The sequence below is a fragment of the Comamonas sp. wu1-DMT genome (genome assembly GCF_040187805.1).
Lineage (GTDB): Bacteria > Pseudomonadota > Gammaproteobacteria > Burkholderiales > Burkholderiaceae_C > Comamonas > Comamonas thiooxydans.
In genome coordinates, this window is the sequence record NZ_JBANEM010000035.1 from 19,848 (window position 1) to 37,989 (window position 18,142).

The 18,142-nt window shown below is 55.4% G+C and carries 19 protein-coding genes; 9 read left to right on the top strand and 10 right to left on the bottom strand.

Annotated elements, in window-relative coordinates:
• The first annotated feature begins 111 nt into the window (after positions 1–111).
• On the top strand, positions 112–1,125 hold the full coding sequence (locus V8Z78_RS26290) for an FAD:protein FMN transferase (RefSeq protein ID WP_171832530.1): 1,014 nt from the start codon (positions 112–114) through the stop codon (positions 1,123–1,125).
• A complete protein-coding gene (locus V8Z78_RS26295) occupies positions 1,122–2,525 on the top strand; it encodes a sulfite reductase subunit alpha (RefSeq protein WP_057092628.1) in 1,404 nt (467 codons plus the stop codon). The genes V8Z78_RS26290 and V8Z78_RS26295 overlap by 4 nt, the downstream gene beginning before the upstream one ends.
• Before the next feature lie 104 nt (positions 2,526–2,629).
• On the opposite strand, the gene V8Z78_RS26300 is transcribed toward V8Z78_RS26295, so the two are convergent.
• Positions 2,630–3,025, bottom strand: a complete 396-nt coding sequence (locus V8Z78_RS26300) for a helix-turn-helix domain-containing protein (RefSeq protein ID WP_057092627.1) — start codon at positions 3,023–3,025, stop codon at positions 2,630–2,632.
• Positions 3,026–3,130: 105 nt separating this feature from the next.
• On the opposite strand from V8Z78_RS26300, the gene V8Z78_RS26305 reads away from it, so the two are divergent.
• Complete coding sequence (locus V8Z78_RS26305) at positions 3,131–3,448, top strand: helix-turn-helix domain-containing protein (RefSeq protein WP_349732452.1); 318 nt, start codon at positions 3,131–3,133, stop codon at positions 3,446–3,448.
• A 516-nt stretch (positions 3,449–3,964) separates the two neighbouring features.
• Here V8Z78_RS26305 and V8Z78_RS26310 read toward each other — a convergent pair.
• A complete protein-coding gene (locus V8Z78_RS26310; protein WP_003053560.1) occupies positions 3,965–4,273 on the bottom strand; it encodes an SWIB/MDM2 domain-containing protein in 309 nt (102 codons plus the stop codon).
• A gap of 278 nt (positions 4,274–4,551) precedes the next feature.
• On the opposite strand from V8Z78_RS26310, the gene rraA reads away from it, so the two are divergent.
• Positions 4,552–5,067: a ribonuclease E activity regulator RraA gene (gene rraA / locus V8Z78_RS26315; protein ID WP_046461479.1), complete on the top strand. Its 516-nt coding sequence runs from the start codon at positions 4,552–4,554 to the stop codon at positions 5,065–5,067.
• Positions 5,068–5,083: 16 nt separating this feature from the next.
• On the opposite strand, the gene V8Z78_RS26320 is transcribed toward rraA, so the two are convergent.
• On the bottom strand, positions 5,084–5,995 hold the full coding sequence (locus V8Z78_RS26320) for a DMT family transporter (protein WP_046461480.1): 912 nt from the start codon (positions 5,993–5,995) through the stop codon (positions 5,084–5,086).
• A gap of 506 nt (positions 5,996–6,501) precedes the next feature.
• Here V8Z78_RS26320 and aceA point away from each other — a divergent pair.
• Complete coding sequence (gene aceA, locus V8Z78_RS26325; RefSeq protein ID WP_003053566.1) at positions 6,502–7,833, top strand: isocitrate lyase; 1,332 nt, start codon at positions 6,502–6,504, stop codon at positions 7,831–7,833.
• A gap of 434 nt (positions 7,834–8,267) precedes the next feature.
• On the opposite strand, the gene V8Z78_RS26330 is transcribed toward aceA, so the two are convergent.
• The 6 genes from V8Z78_RS26330 to V8Z78_RS26350 form a co-directional block, all read right to left on the bottom strand.
• Positions 8,268–8,747: a Mov34/MPN/PAD-1 family protein gene (locus V8Z78_RS26330; RefSeq protein WP_349732453.1), complete on the bottom strand. Its 480-nt coding sequence runs from the start codon at positions 8,745–8,747 to the stop codon at positions 8,268–8,270.
• Positions 8,726–9,331 (bottom strand): hypothetical protein, encoded by a 606-nt coding sequence (locus tag V8Z78_RS27260; protein ID WP_502878878.1) that lies wholly within the window; start codon positions 9,329–9,331, stop codon positions 8,726–8,728. The genes V8Z78_RS26330 and V8Z78_RS27260 overlap by 22 nt, the downstream gene beginning before the upstream one ends.
• Positions 9,264–10,367 (bottom strand): E2/UBC family protein, encoded by a 1,104-nt coding sequence (locus V8Z78_RS26335; protein ID WP_349732454.1) that lies wholly within the window; start codon positions 10,365–10,367, stop codon positions 9,264–9,266. The genes V8Z78_RS27260 and V8Z78_RS26335 overlap by 68 nt, the downstream gene beginning before the upstream one ends.
• Positions 10,364–11,521, bottom strand: a complete 1,158-nt coding sequence (locus tag V8Z78_RS26340) for a CBASS cGAMP synthase (RefSeq protein WP_349732455.1) — start codon at positions 11,519–11,521, stop codon at positions 10,364–10,366. The genes V8Z78_RS26335 and V8Z78_RS26340 overlap by 4 nt, the downstream gene beginning before the upstream one ends.
• Positions 11,522–11,532: 11 nt before the next feature.
• Positions 11,533–12,534, bottom strand: a complete 1,002-nt coding sequence (locus tag V8Z78_RS26345; RefSeq protein ID WP_349732456.1) for a CBASS cGAMP-activated phospholipase — start codon at positions 12,532–12,534, stop codon at positions 11,533–11,535.
• A 555-nt stretch (positions 12,535–13,089) separates the two neighbouring features.
• A complete protein-coding gene (locus V8Z78_RS26350; protein WP_349732457.1) occupies positions 13,090–13,851 on the bottom strand; it encodes a hypothetical protein in 762 nt (253 codons plus the stop codon).
• A 585-nt stretch (positions 13,852–14,436) separates the two neighbouring features.
• Here V8Z78_RS26350 and V8Z78_RS26355 point away from each other — a divergent pair.
• The 3 genes from V8Z78_RS26355 (at position 14,437) to V8Z78_RS27265 (ending at position 15,568) form a co-directional block, all read left to right on the top strand.
• Entirely contained in the window at positions 14,437–14,904 is a 468-nt protein-coding gene (locus V8Z78_RS26355) for a hypothetical protein (protein WP_349732458.1), read from the top strand.
• Positions 14,901–15,278: a hypothetical protein gene (locus tag V8Z78_RS26360; RefSeq protein WP_349732459.1), complete on the top strand. Its 378-nt coding sequence runs from the start codon at positions 14,901–14,903 to the stop codon at positions 15,276–15,278. Before V8Z78_RS26355 ends, V8Z78_RS26360 begins: the two co-directional genes overlap by 4 nt.
• A 212-nt stretch (positions 15,279–15,490) precedes the next feature.
• Positions 15,491–15,568: a DUF1010 domain-containing protein gene (locus tag V8Z78_RS27265; protein ID WP_502878880.1), complete on the top strand. Its 78-nt coding sequence runs from the start codon at positions 15,491–15,493 to the stop codon at positions 15,566–15,568.
• A 1,408-nt stretch (positions 15,569–16,976) separates the two neighbouring features.
• On the opposite strand, the gene V8Z78_RS27270 is transcribed toward V8Z78_RS27265, so the two are convergent.
• Positions 16,977–17,309, bottom strand: coding sequence for a helix-turn-helix domain-containing protein (locus V8Z78_RS27270; RefSeq protein WP_502878879.1), 333 nt, complete (start codon positions 17,307–17,309; stop codon positions 16,977–16,979).
• A 315-nt stretch (positions 17,310–17,624) separates the two neighbouring features.
• Between V8Z78_RS27270 and V8Z78_RS26365 the strand changes: the two genes are divergently transcribed.
• Entirely contained in the window at positions 17,625–18,059 is a 435-nt protein-coding gene (locus tag V8Z78_RS26365) for a hypothetical protein (RefSeq protein WP_349732460.1), read from the top strand.
• The last annotated feature ends 83 nt before the right edge of the window (positions 18,060–18,142 follow it).

Genomic DNA, 18,142 nt, shown 5'->3' on the forward strand with positions numbered 1-18,142 from the left:
TGCCCATGCCCACCCCCCCCCCGCGTACGCTTTGACGCCAGTCTCTGGCAACTGCCCTCGTCGGCGGCACAGAGTCAGGCTCGCCCCCGGACGCCGGCGCTTGACTTTGGCGTGCAGCGCTGGAGACCTGCAAGCCTGCAACACCAGCAGGACGGGCGTATTCATCGTCTGTCCGGCCAGACCATGGGCACGCACTGGTCGCTGCGCCTGCTCAATTCCGATTACCTGCCCATGGAGCCGGTGCAGGCCCTGCTGGAGCAGGTTTTTGAGGATGTCATTGCCCAGATGAGCAACTGGGAGGCGGATTCGCTGATCACCCGGTTCAATCGTTCAAGACCCGGTGAAATGCATGTAGTTCCGGCGGAGTTTGCTCAGGTTCTGGAAGCGGCCTTGCATTGGGCAAGGCTTTCAGGCGCGGCGATGGACCCCGGCATGGGAGCGCTGGTTTCGCTATGGGGGTTCGGGCCGCGCCAGAACCCGCTGCAGCCGCATTCAGGGCAGACACCGGCCGGCGAGGAGATTGAGCGCTTGCTGAAGACCAGTGGCCATGGCCATCTGCGCTGGAATGCACAGACCCGGCAGTTGCAGCAGAGCGGTGGTCTGGAGCTGGATTTTTGCGGCATTGCCAAGGGCTTTGCCGTGGATTGGGCGGTGCAAAAGCTGCAGGCGGCTGGCTGGGCTGCGGGCATGTTCGAAATCGGCGGTGAGCTGCGCAGCTGGGGGGAGCGCCCTGATGGGCGGCCCTGGCAGGTGCAACTGGGCACGGGCGGTTCTGTCGAGGCCGAGTCGCTGGTCGTGGCCTGCAGGGAGGGTGCATTTGCCACCTCTGGCGATTTCTGGCATCAGTTCACGCAGGCTGGCAGGCGCTATTCGCACACGCTGGATCCGCGCACGGGCTGGCCGGTGACGCATGATCTGGCCAGCGTGACCGTGTTCCATGAGGAATGCATGCACGCCGATGCGCTGGCCACCGTGCTCACGGTGCTGGGTCCGCAGCAAGGCATGGACTTTGCCCGCCAACATGAGATTGCGGCTGTGCTCACATCGCATCTCGCCTCCGGTGGCAATGAGGCCTGCAGACAGGTGCTCAAGACACCGGCCTGGATCAACCAATTTGAGGCATGACAGTGGAATGGATTTTGACGCCCGAGCGCATCTATGGGGCTATGGGGTTGGTGGCCGCCTACGCAGGCATGTGCTGGGGTATTGGCACCAAGGTACGCAAGCAACGCCTGGCCGATGAGGCCGAGAGCAAGGCCTCGCAGGGCGATGCTGCTGCGCCTGCCGTCCTGGTCGCCTATGCCAGCCAGACGGGGCAGGCCGAAGCTCTGGCACGCGCCACGGGCAAGATGCTGGTCGATGGTGGTCTGCAGGTGCGTCTGCTGCCCGTCGAGAAGCTGACGACCGAGCTGCTGCAGCAATATGCACACAGCCTGTGGCTGCTGTCCACCACGGGCGAGGGCGATGCGCCCGATCATGCGCTGGGCTTTGTGCAGCAGCTCATGGCCACTCAGCCTGCGCTGACCCGGCACCAAAGCCTGGTGCTGGCGCTGGGTGATCGTGAATACCAGGAGTTCTGTGCGTTTGGTGTGGAGGTGCACGAATGGTTGCAGACCAGCGGCGCGCGCAGCGATCTGGTCTGCGTGGACAATATGGATGCCTCGAGCTTGCAGAGCTGGCAGACTCAGGTCGCTCAGATGCGACAGGACTTGCTGGGCGAGTCTGCGCCCGTCCAGGAACCGGATTCGGACTGGTTGCAGGCGCCGGTCAGCATACCCTTTGTGCTTGGTCGGCGGCGTTTGCTCAATCCCGGCAGCCAGGGCGGGGCGCTATACCTGCTGGAGTGGACGCCGCAGTCCGGCGAGCTGCCGCACTGGGAGTCGGGCGATCTGGTGTCTCTGTGCGTGCCCGCCGACCCTGAGCGCGCGCGCGACTATTCGATCGCCTCGATCACGGCCGACGGCAGCCTGCAACTGCTGGTGCGCGAGAGCACGCGCGCCGATGGTTCGCCGGGCCTTGCGTCGAACTGGTTGTGCTACGGCATGGCCGAGGGAGATGTGCTGCCGTTGACCTTGCGCGAGCACCGCGGCTTCAGACTCGGTGACAACGCCGGGCGACCGCTGATTCTGATCGGCAATGGCTCGGGCCTGGCGGGCCTTCTCAGCCATATCAAGGCGCGTGTGCAGCAGGAGCTAAGTGATCAATGGCTGTTGTTCGGAGAGCGCAGTCCACAGCATGACGCGCTATTTGCCGATCAATTGGGCGCATGGTTCAGGCAGGGCCGACTGGCACGGCTGGATCATGCCTGGTCGCGCAACGGCAAGGATTCGCGCTATGTGCAGGATTTGCTGCGCAGCCACGCAGAGGAAGTCCGGCAATGGGTGGAGCGTGGTGCGGCCATCTATGTTTGCGGCAGCCTGAACGGCATGGGCCAAGGCGTGCATCTGACGCTGCAGGCCATTCTGGGCGAGGCCAAGGTGGCCGAGCTGTTGGGCTCGGGTCGCTACCGGCGCGATGTGTATTGAGCACGTCCAGGCGGGGGGATGGCAGCAGGCCCTGTCACCGTCTTGGAGCAGGACTGCACCGCATCCTATAGGTGCCGCACCGCTCGGACATCGGGCAGGACGGATCAGAGGGCGTCTTCACCCGATCGATATGGCCGATCCTGGAGGGCCTGCTTGCGGTCTTCGGCGGACATGGCATGTGCCGCAGACAGCAGCTCTGCGGATCGTATGAGGTGCTGCCTTCCATCCGCATTGCACCTGCGATACCCGTGAAGGAGGCGGAGTTCATCGTCTGACAGAGCCTCTGCAGGGTGAACTGCCGGTGTGCGGTGTCCTGCCAGCACATACAACAGGTCCACTCCGTGTGCGCTCAGCGCGGTCATCTGAAAGCCATCCGGCGCTGTCTTGCCGGATTCCCAGGAAAAAAGAGTTTGCTTCGTAGTGCCAGCAAGTGCAGCGAAGGCCGGCTGGCTCATGCCCAGCCGGTTTCTTTCTTCGCGCAGCCGTTCCCCTAGGGTCATAAAAACTTGTCCAAGGTGTATTACATGGGAAAGAAATCTTTCCCATAATTCGCCAAAAGCACGACGACGTGCTTCAACCTAAATAATTAGGCGAAAGGCTACCAGATGCATCCCGAGCAAATCAAAGCGGCGCTGCGCATGAAAGGCATTTCCCCCACGGCATTGGCGTCCGAAATGCGCGTGGCCAACAGCAGCGTGTCGCAAGTCATCAGCGGTCGTGCGGTATCGGCCCGCATTCGACAGCGCATTGCAGAAATCACAGGCATGCCCGTCGACATGCTCTGGCCGCCTGTCAACGAGCGCCATGCACTGCACAGCACACGCCCAGAAGGAGCGGACGCGCGTATCGCAAGGGGGGGCGCCATGAGTCGCACGGCGTGCCGCAATCACACGGCCCTGCGCGGCAGGAGAGGCGTTCAATGAGCTTTGGAATTGCAGCACTGATTTTCTTGGCCGGTCTCCTCTGCGGATGTCTCATGGGCATTGCCGGCGTCGTGACGGCTTTGGACGGTTACTGAGGGACAGCGCTCAAGCTTGTGGACCTCCCGTGGCCGGGGCTGCCGGGGAGGCGTTCGCCGCACCGCGACCCGAACGTGCGCACGCGTCTCCATGCCTGTGGAGCCCATGTCCTGGCTGCCCGGCAGCTGCAGTCTTGCAGGAATGTGCGGTTCAGGGGGCAAGCATGGCGGGGCACGATGGCGGAGATAGCCCGGGGTCAGCTTCGTGAGGGCCGCGCGGTTGTCGGAAAGACCTGCCGGCCGGTTCCGTCCTGACCAGCGTTCGCGGCCGTGATTCCGTCGGCGTCGAGACCGAGGCATGCACGCATGCATTGCTGCGGTAAAGCCGTCCCAGTCGCGTCGGCCTGTACGCGACACTTGCCTCAGAAATACAAAAAGCTGGCTCGGGCCAGCTTTTTTGTGGTCAGCGCAAGCGCAGTGCTTACTTGACGTGCTTGCCGATCAGACCGGCCATCTCGAACATGGAGACTTGGGGCTTGCCGAAGACTTCCTTGAGCTTGGCGTCGGCGTTGATCATGCGCTTGTTGGCAGCGTCTTGCAGGTTGTTGGCCTTGATGTAGACCCACAGCTTGCTGATGATTTCAGTACGGGGCAGGGGATCCTTGCCAACCACGGCAGCCAGAGCGGCGCTGGGGGTCAGAGGTTTCATGAAGGCAGCGTTGGGAGTGCGCTTCTTAGCGGCGGGAGCTGCTGCCGGTGCTGCAGCGGGTGCCTTCTTTGCAGTTGCCATATTGCTTATTCCTAATTGGGTAGTGGACTTATCACCAGCGAAATACAGCTGCAATCCACTGGCTGAGTCTGATGCTAATGGCAAAAAATCGCTCTTCCAAGCTAGTGGGCTGTTTTTTTGCCTCGATTTGTTGCTCTCAGGCCCTTTAGTGTCCGTTTTCACGGGTTTTTCCTCGAGAGTGTTGTGAAAAAGTTGCTCTCTGTGTGTGTCCGCTGGTGCTTGTGCTATGTCAGGTGCTCAGGGCAAGATGCGGGAGACTTGGTTCTGTGGAGATTTTCATGAGCGATTCCTCGGCTTCTCTTGGCTTCAGCACCTGCGATTTGTGCGATGCGCATATCAGCGATGACAGCAGCGACTTTCGTGTGCTGCCGCCCGTGTTCCACAGCTATGGCGGGAATGTCGGCTTTATGGGGGAGGTCAGCACCGTGCAGTGTCTGGACGACAACAGCCTGGTGCGAGCGGCGCTGGCCGAGCCGGGAGGTGGTCGTGTGCTGGTGGTCGATGGCGGCGGTTCGCTGCGCCGCGCTCTGGTGGGGGGGAATGTGGCGACATCGGCGGCCCAGAACGGCTGGGCCGGGGTGCTTGTCTATGGCTGCGTGCGCGACGTGGGCGAGCTGAAATCCACGCCCGTGGGTCTATATGCGCTGGCGCTCAACCCCATGCCTACCGTCAAGCAAGGTCAGGGACTGCGCGATGTCTATGTGCAGATCGCCGGCCTGTGGATTCGCCCGGGCGACTGGCTGTATGCCGACGCCGACGGCATTGTGCTGAGCCGCCGCAATCTGCTTTCTTGATTGAAATCGACGGCGCCTAGCGCCTGATCTGAAATGAACCGGGCCAGGTTGCAATCACCACGCTGGTCAGTGCTATGCCGAAGGCCAGCAATTGCATGCTGCCGATGCGCTCGCCCAGGGCCAGCATGCCCACCACAGCGGCGCTGATGGGTAGCAGCACGGTAAAAATGCCGGCCCGTGACGCGGGCACGGCGCGCAATCCCGTCATCCACAGCCACACCGTCCAGACGCAGGCGGCCAGAGCGTAAAACAGCAACAGACCCCACGCTGGCACCGAAACCCGGGAAAAATCAAACTGCCAGGCCAGATAGAGCCCGGCGGGTGTGGAAAGCACAAACCCCCAGAGATTGATCAGCGCCGTAATGCGTTTGGGGCTTACGCTGGCGGTGAGCTTTTTGCCGATCACGGCATATGCGGCCTCGCACAGCACGGCGGCAATCAGCAGCAACTGGCCCAGGCCTTGCTGGGGATGTGCGGCAAGGCTGCTGCTTTCGGTCTTGCTCAAGGCATTCAGCCCTATGCCGGCCACTGCGAAAGCAATGGCTGTCCATGTACGTGCGCCAACGGCTTCGCGCAGAAAAAGCCAGCTCATGATGGCGACTGCGGCAGGAATTGCGGCCATGGTCACGCCCGCCGTGACCGCGCTGGTCAAGGCCACGCCGCTGATCATGCAGAGCGTGAAAAGGAAATTGCCGAAGAAGGACTCAAAAAACAGCAGCCACTTGGTCTGTCTGGTCAGAGTTGTCTCGTGCGCCGGTGGCCTGAGCCAGCCCAGCATGGCCACGGCACCGATGCCAAAGCGCAGCCAAGCCAGCAGCATGACCGGAAAGATGGCAGCCAGAGGCTTGGACAAGGCCACATAGCTTCCTACCAAAGACATGCTGAGCGCCAGGCAGAGATAGGCGATGGGGCGGCTGGGCGTGTGCATGGCGAAATGAATTTCAATGACAAGAGAAGGTGATGCAAAGCAGTGTGGCAGGGCTGTTGCATGCATTTGACCCAGGGGAGGGAACTGTTGTTTTTTGGTTCTCGCCGCCTTGGGCGCCCTGTCTTTGTCGTGTCACCTGTTTTTGTTCAAGTGGCTTGGCCTGTCTTCGTGCTGGGTAAATGAGCAGATCAAGACAGGCACCGGGACTTTTTTCGTACTGCGTTTAAAGGATGCCGACTCCGAAGGCCATGCTTCCGCAAATTTTTCATGAAGCAAGAATTCAATTTCTTATTATGAAAAATTGAAATGTTGCGCTGCCGCAAAATTTCTCAATACGAGAAATGCGTTTTCTTATTGTGAAAAATAAAAATAAGCCATTGATTTTATTGAATATAAATTTCAGTCTTTTATAAGACATAAGACTCTGCGGAAGAACGTTGCAGACATAAAGTAGATCCCAAGGACGAACACCAATTCATCTTGTTTTAACCGCTAAGGAGTGCACCATGCCCCAATCCCTGACTCAGCAACTGAGCCGTGAACAGCAAATCGCAGCCCTCGAAAAAGACTGGGCACAGAACCCACGCTGGAAGAGCGTCAAGCGCGGTTACAGCGCTGCCGATGTGGTGCGTCTGCGTGGCAGCCTGCAGCCAGAGTACACCCTGGCCCAGCGCGGTGCCGAAGTGCTGTGGGACAAGATCAACGGCAGCTCGAAGAAGGGCTATGTGAACGCCTTCGGTGCCATCTCCGCAGGCCAGGCCATGCAGCAGGCCAAGGCCGGTCTGGAAGCCGTGTACCTGTCGGGCTGGCAAGTAGCCGCCGACGGCAATACCTCCGAGACCATGTACCCCGACCAGTCGCTGTACGCCTATGACTCCGTGCCCACCATGGTGCGCCGCATCAACAACACCTTCAAGCGCGCCGATGAAATCCAATGGGGCAAGGGTATCAACCCCGGCGACAAGGAGTTCATCGACTACTTCCTGCCCATCGTGGCTGATGCGGAAGCCGGCTTTGGCGGCGTGCTCAACGCGTTCGAGCTGATGAAGAACATGATTCAGGCAGGTGCTGCCGGAGTGCACTTCGAAGACCAGCTGGCTGCGGTCAAGAAGTGCGGTCACATGGGCGGCAAGGTGCTGGTGCCCACCCGCGAAGCGGTCGAAAAGCTGATTGCCGCCCGTTTTGCAGCCGATGTGATGGGCGTGCCCACCATTGTGCTGGCCCGTACCGATGCCGAGGCGGCCAACCTGATCACCAGCAACCATGACGAGAACGACATCCCGTTCCTGACTGGCGAGCGTACGCAAGAAGGCTTCTACCGTGTCAAGAACGGTCTGGAGCAATCCATCAGCCGCGGCGTGGCCTACGCTCCCTATGCGGATCTGGTGTGGTGCGAAACCGGTGTGCCCGATATCGGCTTTGCCCGCGAATTCGCTCAGGCCGTGCACGCAGCCTGCCCAGGCAAGCTGCTGAGCTACAACTGCTCGCCTTCGTTCAACTGGAAGAAGAACCTCAACGACAGCCAGATCGCTTCCTTCCAGGAAGATCTGTCCGCACTGGGCTACAAGTTCCAGTTCATCACGCTGGCCGGCATTCACAGCAACTGGTACAACACCTTCAAGTTCGCCCACGAGTACGCTCGCGGCGAAGGCATGAAGCACTACGTGGAAATGATCCAGGAGCCCGAATTCGCGGCGCGTGACAAGGGCTACACCTTTGTCTCGCACCAGCAGGAAGTGGGCGCAGGTTACTTCGACGATGTGACCACCGTGATCCAGGGCGGCTCTTCCAGCGTCAAGGCGCTGACCGGTTCCACCGAGGAAGAGCAGTTCCATTGAGTTGCGCTGAATCGTGATTCTGTCTAGGTAGAAAAAGTGGGGTTATGCGCCCGGGGCGAAAGTCTCGGGCGCTTTTTTCATTTGACCTGCCGCTAACGCAAGCTTCCTGTGTGACCAAGCTGAAATCAACCAATCGGCTGATGAGTACCATCCTGCGAGTGGTTGTTTCTGGTCGCTAAAAGAGATCACTCAATTGATGCCGCCCCATTGCTGCCGCTCAAAGTTAAGCGATCTATGTCTGCTATACGGAAACTTGCAACCACTCACAAAGAACTCATGTCAAGCATGCGTGATCGGCAAATTGGGTGCTGCCCAGAGGAGAGTGATGGCCAGGTTCATCGCATAGGGTCCTGCCAACTGTTGGGGGCGAACTTAAAATCCTCAAACTCAAGTCGACGTAGCTCTTGAAAAATGAACAATTTTTGAATGCGGATTCATAATGCCGTTAACTTAGTACGTAGCCCATCTCTATACACCAATTCCACATAGAGCGCTTTTCTCCCCACGATGACGGCGAGTAACGGTCGTTGATCAACTCGTTTACGGGCAAGTTTTTTCCACTCCAGTATGTCCAAAGGAGAAGGGGATGGGACATCTTGAGGATGCGTGTGCCACTCTCCAAGATACCTGAGGGTCCCATTGGTGGCATCGTAATTTCTACGGGCAATTACTCTGTGACCAGTCTCATTGCGCTGGAAGAAGTATTGCATCCGGCAATCTGCGCGCGTGGGCTTGGTTGCTTTGGTAATCAGTAAACCTTGCTGGTGCACGGTGCCCAGAAGTATCCCTCCTGCCTCAGGTAAAGGGCCCGTTTGTACATATGTGCGGAATCGCTTTAGTACCTCATCACCAAAGTTGAGAAGTAGAACTTGGTCTGGTGTCCCCCAGTCACTCAAGAACTGCATGCAAGGCATCCCTCAGTGCGTGGCAGATTACCGTTAAGAAAATGCACTGGACGGTTGAGGTCAAGGGCTCTGCTTCGTAACGTTGGGGCGGTGGCAACACCGTCTAGCCAAGACTGCACCATCTCCATTGCAAGAGCTGCCGCTTGTATGGAGGCACTGGCGGGAAATGGCACGTACAGACTCTCGCAACCATGTCCTCGAAGAATTGTTTCGGGCGCATCATTGAATACCCGGTATTCATACGACTTGGGCTTCTGGGAAAGACAGCGTGAACAACCATGTTCGGGTTTGGCCTTTAGTAAGGCGCGTACTGCTGAACCAGGCCCTTCAACCCAACAGGCAAGTATTGGGTATTGGTCGGAATACTTCCAAGTAAGCCACTCCGTTAGGGCTTGCTCTCCGGTTGCATCAATGAGCAAATCCACAGCTCCAAACTCAGCTGTCTTTGCGTCGTCGACAACTGACCAGATGTTGGCACCAGGGCTTGATCGTACCAATTCTGCTTTCATTTGCTGAGCCTTTTTCTTATACAAGCTCTCCAGCCCTAGACGATGGCGACCAATGTTCTGAGGACCCAGATAGTCGTGGTCCACAAGCGTAAGCTTTCCCCCCCGATGAGCCTGCGCCTGCCTTCACGAGCATATCGGCAAGGTAGCCGCCTATAGTGCCGCATCCCACGAGCACAATGCGTTTCCCTGCTAATGACTTTTCGCCGACCAAGTTTCGCTGTGTGATGTAACGGTCATCTAAACGAACGACACTCAAAGGAAGTACAGGTAGTTTGAGCAGTGAAGGTAAGAGAGATCGCATTCGGCCCGTACGCTGGCGATCATCAAACCTCACCAGAAATGCGTACGGAATCGTAGGTGACTCAACAATAACCAGTGTGATCGGATTTGCTTTCTTGGCATACGCGTTCAGCAGCAGCCGCTCGAGATTCCGCGCAAAGCCTTGACTAAGTTGACTCTGCCAAGTCAGGACGTCATTTACTGTCTTAGGTGGCCATGCCTTTTGGTTTGGGTATGGCGGTACAGATGTTGTCGTTGAAATGATGCCGGCCTCAAAACCGTCCGCTTGCCAGCCTGTCGCCTTGAGCTTCGCGTTTGATCTCATCCGATCATCAGTTAGCAAGACATGCATCGTGGTCTCCCCAACAGGGTAGATGAACGCTCTGACCGTACCCCCAGAAAGTTTGTGCAGATCTTGGTCAAAGTCGTAGAGGCAAAAAGCGGATTCCCCCCAATACGCAAAGAACTCTTGCTCAAGATCCCTGATCAGCTTGCCAGAAAGCACATCTGAAAGTACCTTCTCCGCGCGGACAACGCAGGCGATCGTGTTCTCCACTGAATTGAACCAATCGAAGACTAGCGACCCCTTAGCGATGTAGCAAAGGTCGCCCTTCGGATTCAGGTGCGGTAAGACCTGCGCAGCAGGGCAAGCTGTCAACTGGACATGAGGAGGCTCATCGAACCGAGGTGGAACTCTCAGTTGGACCTGATGGCTCCCTACATTTGTATTGAGCTGACCATCAAAACAGAGCCAGCCATCCTCGTTTCTACGCCTGTAAGTAAAGCCACGGATTTTTAAAGCAGCGACGACGTCCTCGGTCGCCAGTGATTGAAATTTCATCCTGCTCTGGTTCTCTCAACCATTTCAAAGGCACCTTGTTCAGCTGGGCTGGATGCAATTGCTGCGGCAACAGATGATGTCACTTTACAGAGGTCTGGTCGATTGGGGAATCGAGGCCCCAGCGCGGTACGTAGCCAGTGCAGGGCTTGTGGGACGTTACTGGCATTAATCGATCCTTCCAACTGCTTTGCGAATGCCTCGAAAGCGAGCGCAGCCTCCTCGACCAAGTCCTTGTGCGGATTCTGGTCACGCAACCGCTTTGTTAGAGATTCGTTTTCATCTGTGGGATTGTTGACTCCTTCACGAAGGGCACGAGGAAGCGCCTTGACCACGGTTAGCAAAGCTAGGTCATCACGTCCATTTTGTTTTTCGAACAGTGGCGCGGCAGCAGCCATCAGCAAGATAGAGCTGGGTCCGCCGGTCGACCATTGCCAGTCCCTAAAAGCTTTCAGGTAACGGACGAGGCGTCGCAATTGAATGCCTTGAGTCTGCACTTGGTCAAGAAACCATCGTTTCACTGGGCGGGGATCTGACTTTTTCCAATTTTCGGTGCGGTGAGCAAGTAGCACTTCTGTATCTGGCAGGGCTGACCATCTGTCGGAGCGCTGTACTACAACGCTGTCCATGACAAACCCCTCGTTTAATGACTCCAGTGATTTCGACAGCGTTTCGAATTCTGTGTCTGGGATCGCATAGAGAGGGATGTCAATGTGTGCAATCGGTCCGATTTCGACTCGGATACAAGTATCCTTGTCAGTTACGAGTGTCCATCCACGTTCTTTAACCAAATCAGCTAACGCTTGCTCTGCGTAGCCGAAGAACGATTGTGCAGCCACGCTCGGACGCTTGGTCTGTGTGAGAAAGCTCAAAGGCAGATAACACCCATCATCCACATCAGCCTGCTGTGGATTTCGTGCGGGAGCGTTAATGGTTTTATAAGCCCAAGACCCTTGCGTGAAGAACCGAGGTACAGGGGGCTCTCCTTGGTTACCGGCTGCCCGATAAAGCTTGGGGATGCCATCGCGTAGAGCATTTCGAACATCGGTTTTAGCTCTTTCAATGAAAAGCCGGTCGCTATCCTTTAGCTCTATGGCGGATAGAAAGTTGGGTTGATTTTCAATCTCGGTGTGGAAAAGGGCACTCAAATTAAGCATGAAGTCAACTTTCAGACATTTTTGTTGTGGCCATGGAAGAAGGATGGTGGCGCAGCCAGATGCGCGCGGAAAGGCGCGAACCGTTCGTCCCCGAGGGAGCGTTGCGCAGCATGGGTGCCTCGATCACGCAGGGTATTCGTCGAGCCTGTAGTGACACGATCTAGCTGTTCGATATCGCGGCTTTGGTCTGGAGTTGCGCGGTCATCAATGGCGTAGTAGTTCTCACCCAGGAAGTGAGTAAGCATGTAGTCGACGGAGGACTCCTGAGCAGAAATCACCAAATTGAAAAGATCACCTCTCCACTTGGCAAAGCCCCGATCCAAGCTCACGTCACCCCGTACCGCAGAGCCGATGGACATTGTTCCGATGGACAAGACTCGGATGCGTGTGGGACGACCCTCAGGAAGAAAATGTTGAGCCTCGTGCCAACCAAAAAGACCTGGGGCATTGCCCACAAGCCCACCATCTGCATAAACGCCGCGTTCGTTTCGAGCCAGAGGGAAATAGACGGGAGCGGCAGTGGTTGCCATTGCAACGTCCACCAACTTCATGGAATGGTCAAATTCGAGCTTTGGGTGATGAGGAGTCTTGAAGAACTGTCCCTTACCTGTTGTACAGTTCACTGAAGGAACGAGGGTCCGATGAGAAAGATGTCCAATGGTGCGGTCACCAAATTGCTCTTCGAGAACTGATCGGAGCCCCTCGGCTTGATGCTTTGCGCTGAGCCAGAATCCAAATAAGCGACGAGTCCAAGAGCGACTATTAAAAATTCGACCACCATGCTCCTCAAACATGCCCTTTAGGTTAGCAGCGGGAATCTCATTGGCCAAGCCTAGAGCCAACATTCCACCAGCAGATGTGCCGCAGATCAGATCGAAATGCTTTGCGAGAGGGCGGCCCAATGTTTGCTCAAGAACGCTTAGAACCGTTGCTGTATACAGAGAGCGATAACCGCCACCTGAAAGAGCAAGAATGTGGAAGTCTCTCGGTTCATTAGTATTGCTTTTATTCAAATTTCCCCCGTCTACTATCTTGGCTTTACTCAAAAAATAGAAGGAACCTCTCGGGCTGCATTCCTTGGAAATGCAATCGATGATTGAGGGCAGCTTCTTGGTGAATGAGGTGAAAAAACACTGTGTATCAATACAGGCTGTATTTATACCCTGCACTATATCTAGTGTCTAGTCCAGTGTTTGCCACTAAATATATGGCTTTTTGAGGTGGATGGCCACGCCTGAGAAACGAGGTTCATACACAGGAGCCAGATGCATCAAGACTGACTCTTGATCTCATCTGCACACCCTCTGGCATTGAAGCGGTCGCCCAGCGAAATATTTGCAATGACAGCTTCTGGCCAAAGCCGGGCCTAGCTACTTGTGAGCGCAGCACCACAAAGCGGACCTTCGGGGCTGCGCCTTGAGCGTGCGGTTTACGATAGGCATTCAACGGGTGCAGGCCGTCGCAAGTCGGCTATTAGCTGCCGTAGGTGGTACGAAGAAGCAGACATTCACTGTTTAAGGCGAGCCGCGAGTTGCGACTGGCCTACGCGAAGCCGCTAGAGCGACCAGTCAGGCATCTTGCTTCCCAGATGCGACGATTGAATTCTCCGTCTTTGCAACAACGTCATGAACCAATCGCTCGCTAAAGCCAGCAAGAAAGGACATTGCTGCAAAGAAAAACTGGGCTTTGTCAGATTGAATCGCGACAGGTAGCAGGCCAGAACTGATCACGGAAAAAAGGAAAAGTGCGAAGGCAGTCCCTACTATAGGCTTAAACAAACCAGTAAAAAACAGGATCGATGAGTCAGACGTCTTGACCTTGGCCAAATCGTGAAGTCGAACCATGATGCTGATGATGCTACCGAGCGCCCCAAAAAATGAAACAAGGCCAAGCGTCTCAATTTTGACGCCGAACAATGTGTCGTACCGCGCCAAAAATGGCAAGACGGCCATTGAAAGTGGCAGTACGAAATACAACAAGACAGCAAGTCCAAGCACTACTCGTATAGCAGGAGATCCGTTGCGAATCGCCAGAGGTATTGGGCTGGTTCTCGCTCGAAGCCGCTCACTGAGACGCTTCAGAGTTGGCTGGGCCAGCTTGACTTTTGGGTCATCTGTTAGCAAGCAGTCAGCAATGAGCTGTGCTTGAGCGTAAAGCACTGGATCATCCACTTTCTCCAAAAGTGGAAGCAAATTGACAAGCTGTGCAAGATCTTGCTGGATCTTCGGATCGATTGGTTTAACGCAATGCATCCGGATACGCTCAGCCAGAGCAATCGAAGGACGAAGGCTCGGCATAGATTCAGATACTTCACTAACAACTTTTAGCACAATCTCGTCCTTGTCATTAAACCCGCAGCCTGCCTTATACCAACGCTCACTCTGACTGCTTCAGTTGGTAATAAGTGTAACAAAGCTGCTTTGGTGCAAGACTGACCGTTTGCTTTATGGTGAAACTCTGAGAGGCGGCTCAGGGTCAGTTGCCGGCCCTGGTGAATGACCGCTGATGGGCATCCGACCCAGCGCGCGTGTCGCGATGAAGTCAACGAGTGCCGACCGAAACAGTCACTGGCGGGAACACATCTGAGGACGGCTTACGGCCAATTTGCGACGGCCTGCACCCGTTGAACGCCTATCCTAAACCGGACGCTCAAAGCGCAGCCCCGAAGGTCCGCTTTGCGGTGCTGTACTCACCAGTAGCTAGGCCCAACTTCGGCCAAGGAGCAGTCATTCCATCATTGGTCTTTGACTGCTCATAACAAGCACCAATCTCGAAATTTTTAGGTTTCCTAAAAAGTTGGTTTGTGATTGTTCACTCTCGTAAATTCGGATAGATTTATTGCTATAGGAACGACAGGAATTTTGTTCTGTCATCTAAATCTAGTTAGAGGGTGCAAGACAGCGAGGAGATATTCATTGACTAATGACAGCATCGTAACTCTAGTCGGAACGGTCGTTACTGTGATCGCAACCGGCATCACGATCTGGCAGGCGACTCAAGCAAAGAGCTACAAGAACCAAATCAAGTCAGATATTCGAAAAATCGGCCTTTCTACTGTAATTGATAGGCTCAGGCGAGCCCAGGACGAAATTAGGCGACTTCCCACCTCGATGCAAGGGGTGCCGCGTGGGGTACGTCCTCCGGAGCTCATTCAAAAAATCAGAGAGCAATTTGATCATGCGTTGGGCACACTTGATTCAGAAGGCCCTGACGCTAGTGTGAGAGCCTTTCTCACAGGCGGGCAAGAGAAACTCAATTCTTACGAGCTTTCGTGGCATGCAGGAAACCCTGCTGCGGCGGATGTGCATGAGCTTCAGGCCAAGGTGCAAGATGCGGTCTCCGCACTAAGCACGAAGATCTATCAACTTGAGGGAAAAGCATGAACATTGAAGAAATTTCTAGAGAGCTCGAAAAACTAAAATATCAGGTGCGTACCCTTGGGGAAACCATCAATTACAGAGCGCATCCCGTTGAAGCGTTGATCTTGTCTCTCGATTGGGGAGAGGGCGACATAGATCGAGCCCACGACATCTTCGAGAAGTATGACAATAGGCTTGAAGCTGGAGAGGCCGTTAACTGGCACGATTTTGAGCATGAATTGAGAGACGCATTTGGAATCGGGTACCAAACCGTGAAATCAATCGTGCTCGCTTTCTACGAGAATCACCAGTGGACGAACGTTTGCCATGGGTACGCAATGAGCTTCGAGCCTACTACCCCTGTTGAGTTTCACCGTATCACTCGTGGCGAGGATTAGCTCTAACAATCGCGTGAAATGGGGCGATAGAAAGCGGCGCCGCTTCGCTCTGCCCAATTAGCCCATGAATACCCAAGCGTCATTTACCTCTGCAAGCGTTTATTCGCTGGTTATTTGCGTGGGCTTTGTAAGCTTCAAGCTTTTTTGGCATCTAGTGCTTCCACGGTAAGCCCTAGCAGCGATGGTTTTCATATCGCGCGGGCCATACGGGCATGTTCTTTCTGCGTTTCGGTTCTAACTCGGCGCTCAAGCTGACCCGCATTCTGCGGGCGGCTCACATTGTTCGTTAGTGGTTTGGATGTCCGCTCTGGGTCTTTGCAGGCCCTCGCCAAAGACCGCTAACCGGCTGCAAACTCGCTGCCAAACCTCGCCCAGATTGTCCAGTGTCGACTGACCGCTCCCGTTGAGAGCGGACGCTGACTAGTGATCTTGCGAGCGACCGCAATGGGTTGATCAGCGACAGTCGCAGCCGGCTAGAAGCAGCCGGTAGCTGGGAAGGAAGGCGGACGCTCGGCTTTGGAGTTGACGGTCATGCGGCTGCGTAGGGCACAAGATCCCAGCCGACAAAGCTTGCGACCATTGCCAATGTGTCTGCCGTTTCAGTGCCATGCAAAGACCACCTTCTTGTATGCCCCATATACCAACCTCGTGTGAACCTAGCGCCAAGGCGCTCGTTCAATGATGACAACTCTACCGCGGTGAGCTGTGTAAGTTCTCGACTTGCTGGAGCCGCCAGCTCAGTTCCCACACAAGCCAGATAAGCGCTTAGCCCACAAACCAATATTGCCCTGTGAGTCGGCGCAATCTCCCCCTTGAGTCGGTTGAGATTGTCAGCCGAGAGCACATCGGCATTGAGGGGCTTGCAGAGGCCTTTCGGCTGGCCCGTAGGTCGCGGCCAGCGTGCAAACGCATTCGTACAGGTCATGTACTTTGCGCGGTCCACTAGAAAAGCCGCTTTCAGCTCATGCTGCTCGGATTGACTAACCTCGCCGTTCCTCGGCCAAACAAATCTCCTCCTCGCGGAAGCCCAAAAAATACCAGCGGCTCTGAGTGAGTGAAATATGTTCGCGCCCTGCTGCCCGAATGATGGAATGCCTGAGATGGCCTCAGACGGTCCTGGAGCCTCATTCATAAGTAGAACCGTAGGTCCTGTCGCGTCGCCATGTGACGGTACTATGCGCTCGTGATACTCAACATTGGCCATCGTTCAGGCTAGCCTCGGAAAGGACGGGCGGGCAGTATATAACTTGCCGGCGGGCCGGCGGGCGGGCGGGCGCAGTGCATTCATGCTGCGCGATTTGGACATGTCGACCTGCAGTTAGTCAATCAACGGCCGCTTTGGGTAATGTTGTGTCACAGCGGCTTTGGGCCGGCAACGCCTATTCAAGAGCCGGGATACCGGACCTTCTGCAGTCCACATGGCTGCCTGATGGTCACTGTCGGTTGCTCACCTGAAACCCGTCGTTGAGCAGTCCCCAGCTTGGGTGCTCAGATGGCCGCTATATAGTTGTGACTGATAGTCCACGATGCTGCCATGAGCAGTGGCAAACGCCGCCAAGCAGCCATAGATTGGTATAGCTCAATCGACACGATTGTCGTAGCAGCGCGGGTCGCGCTTGTGGGTCAACTCAGAACAGCATCTGCAATGAATATTAGGTGCATGAGAGACCTGTGGAAGGCAAGCGCCAAGATGGATAGCTACTTTCCTGGCATCTCATTGATCCACGAGGTAACTCTTTGAAGCCGAACCGATGTGTTGAGTCTACGCAGCGCTAGCAGAAGCTCGGCCACTTCATCATCTTCGCAATAAAGATATGCGAGTGGGACGCCTAGTACTTCGGCTATCTGCCGAGCTGTCTTCACCGGGGGCTCATGCGTCCCCAGTTCATACCTGCTGATGCGGGCACGGCTTGATGACTCATCAATGCCAATGAGAACTCCCACTTTTTCTTGAGACCACTGCAGGGCTTCGCGTCGGGCGCGCATGCGGCGACCAACGACGTTTGAGAGCTCCTTGGGCACAGACTTCATGTAGCGAGTTTCGTGACACCGTGTTAGCCTGTCGTCACGAAAAACGTTACATAAAAGTCATTGAAATCGACTCTTTAGCTGATCGTGCCTGCGAAGTCTGGGCAGGGCATCGGTCTGAGTACTCCTGATTCTGTGCCCTTGCTGTGCAGTGGATCGATCAAGAGATCTCTATTCCATTTTTTGCACCGTTGCCTCTGGCACGGGTGTTCCATTTTCTGATTAGAAACAGGAGTGTTGAGGAAAGGTGTTTATGACTGGTTGAGTTTGATATGGAGACATCTGTTTAATGGAAGTAATGAAATGGAGGTTTAATAAATGAAAAGATCAGTTAAATTTTTAATTGCGACAACGTTAATTGGAACGCTAGTGGCTTGCGGCAAGGTTGAAGGTATTTCTGATGAAGAGTACTCGCAATATAAGTTGCTGGCAGCACCCAAGATTCTATATTCTTGCAAAATGGCGGGAGTGCTGAATTCTGAGGGAATGCAACGGCACATTAAGGAAAACGCTAAATGTGAAACGATGATTGAAGAATTTCGTGAATGTAAGAGGCAGGCGCTGCTGGAGGCGGACCCAACAATCGGAGGGCAAAAACTTCTCCTCTGCAAAAAGCCGGATAACTACTCAAAGTACGAGCAATGCAAAAGCAACGCCAGCAAAATTCTGGAGGGTAAGGATGTTGTAATCGTTGATTACGTTGCCGGTTTAGGGGAAGGGGTTACTTATAACTCCTTGGGCGCTGTTGCATAAATCGTCGTTTGGGGTGGGGTAGCCTCGGGCGATGAGTCAGACTCCGCAGTCCAAGCCCCGCTACCGCACCACCAACTGGAAGC

What these genes read in the sequence shown, in the direction of transcription:
- V8Z78_RS26295 (WP_057092628.1), top strand. Translation starts at nt 1,122, where the DNA reads ATGACAGTGGAATGGATTTTGACGCCCGAGCGCATCTATGGGGCTATG.
- V8Z78_RS26300 (WP_057092627.1), bottom strand. Translation starts at nt 3,025, where the DNA reads ATGACCCTAGGGGAACGGCTGCGCGAAGAAAGAAACCGGCTGGGCATG.
- V8Z78_RS26305 (WP_349732452.1), top strand. Translation starts at nt 3,131, where the DNA reads ATGCATCCCGAGCAAATCAAAGCGGCGCTGCGCATGAAAGGCATTTCC.
- V8Z78_RS26310 (WP_003053560.1), bottom strand. Translation starts at nt 4,273, where the DNA reads ATGGCAACTGCAAAGAAGGCACCCGCTGCAGCACCGGCAGCAGCTCCC.
- rraA (WP_046461479.1), top strand. Translation starts at nt 4,552, where the DNA reads ATGAGCGATTCCTCGGCTTCTCTTGGCTTCAGCACCTGCGATTTGTGC.
- V8Z78_RS26320 (WP_046461480.1), bottom strand. Translation starts at nt 5,995, where the DNA reads ATGCACACGCCCAGCCGCCCCATCGCCTATCTCTGCCTGGCGCTCAGC.
- aceA (WP_003053566.1), top strand. Translation starts at nt 6,502, where the DNA reads ATGCCCCAATCCCTGACTCAGCAACTGAGCCGTGAACAGCAAATCGCA.
- V8Z78_RS26330 (WP_349732453.1), bottom strand. Translation starts at nt 8,747, where the DNA reads ATGCCTTGCATGCAGTTCTTGAGTGACTGGGGGACACCAGACCAAGTT.
- V8Z78_RS26335 (WP_349732454.1), bottom strand. Translation starts at nt 10,367, where the DNA reads ATGAAATTTCAATCACTGGCGACCGAGGACGTCGTCGCTGCTTTAAAA.
- V8Z78_RS26340 (WP_349732455.1), bottom strand. Translation starts at nt 11,521, where the DNA reads ATGCTTAATTTGAGTGCCCTTTTCCACACCGAGATTGAAAATCAACCC.
- V8Z78_RS26360 (WP_349732459.1), top strand. Translation starts at nt 14,901, where the DNA reads ATGAACATTGAAGAAATTTCTAGAGAGCTCGAAAAACTAAAATATCAG.
- V8Z78_RS27265 (WP_502878880.1), top strand. Translation starts at nt 15,491, where the DNA reads ATGTTCTTTCTGCGTTTCGGTTCTAACTCGGCGCTCAAGCTGACCCGC.
- V8Z78_RS27270 (WP_502878879.1), bottom strand. Translation starts at nt 17,309, where the DNA reads ATGAAGTCTGTGCCCAAGGAGCTCTCAAACGTCGTTGGTCGCCGCATG.
- V8Z78_RS26365 (WP_349732460.1), top strand. Translation starts at nt 17,625, where the DNA reads ATGAAAAGATCAGTTAAATTTTTAATTGCGACAACGTTAATTGGAACG.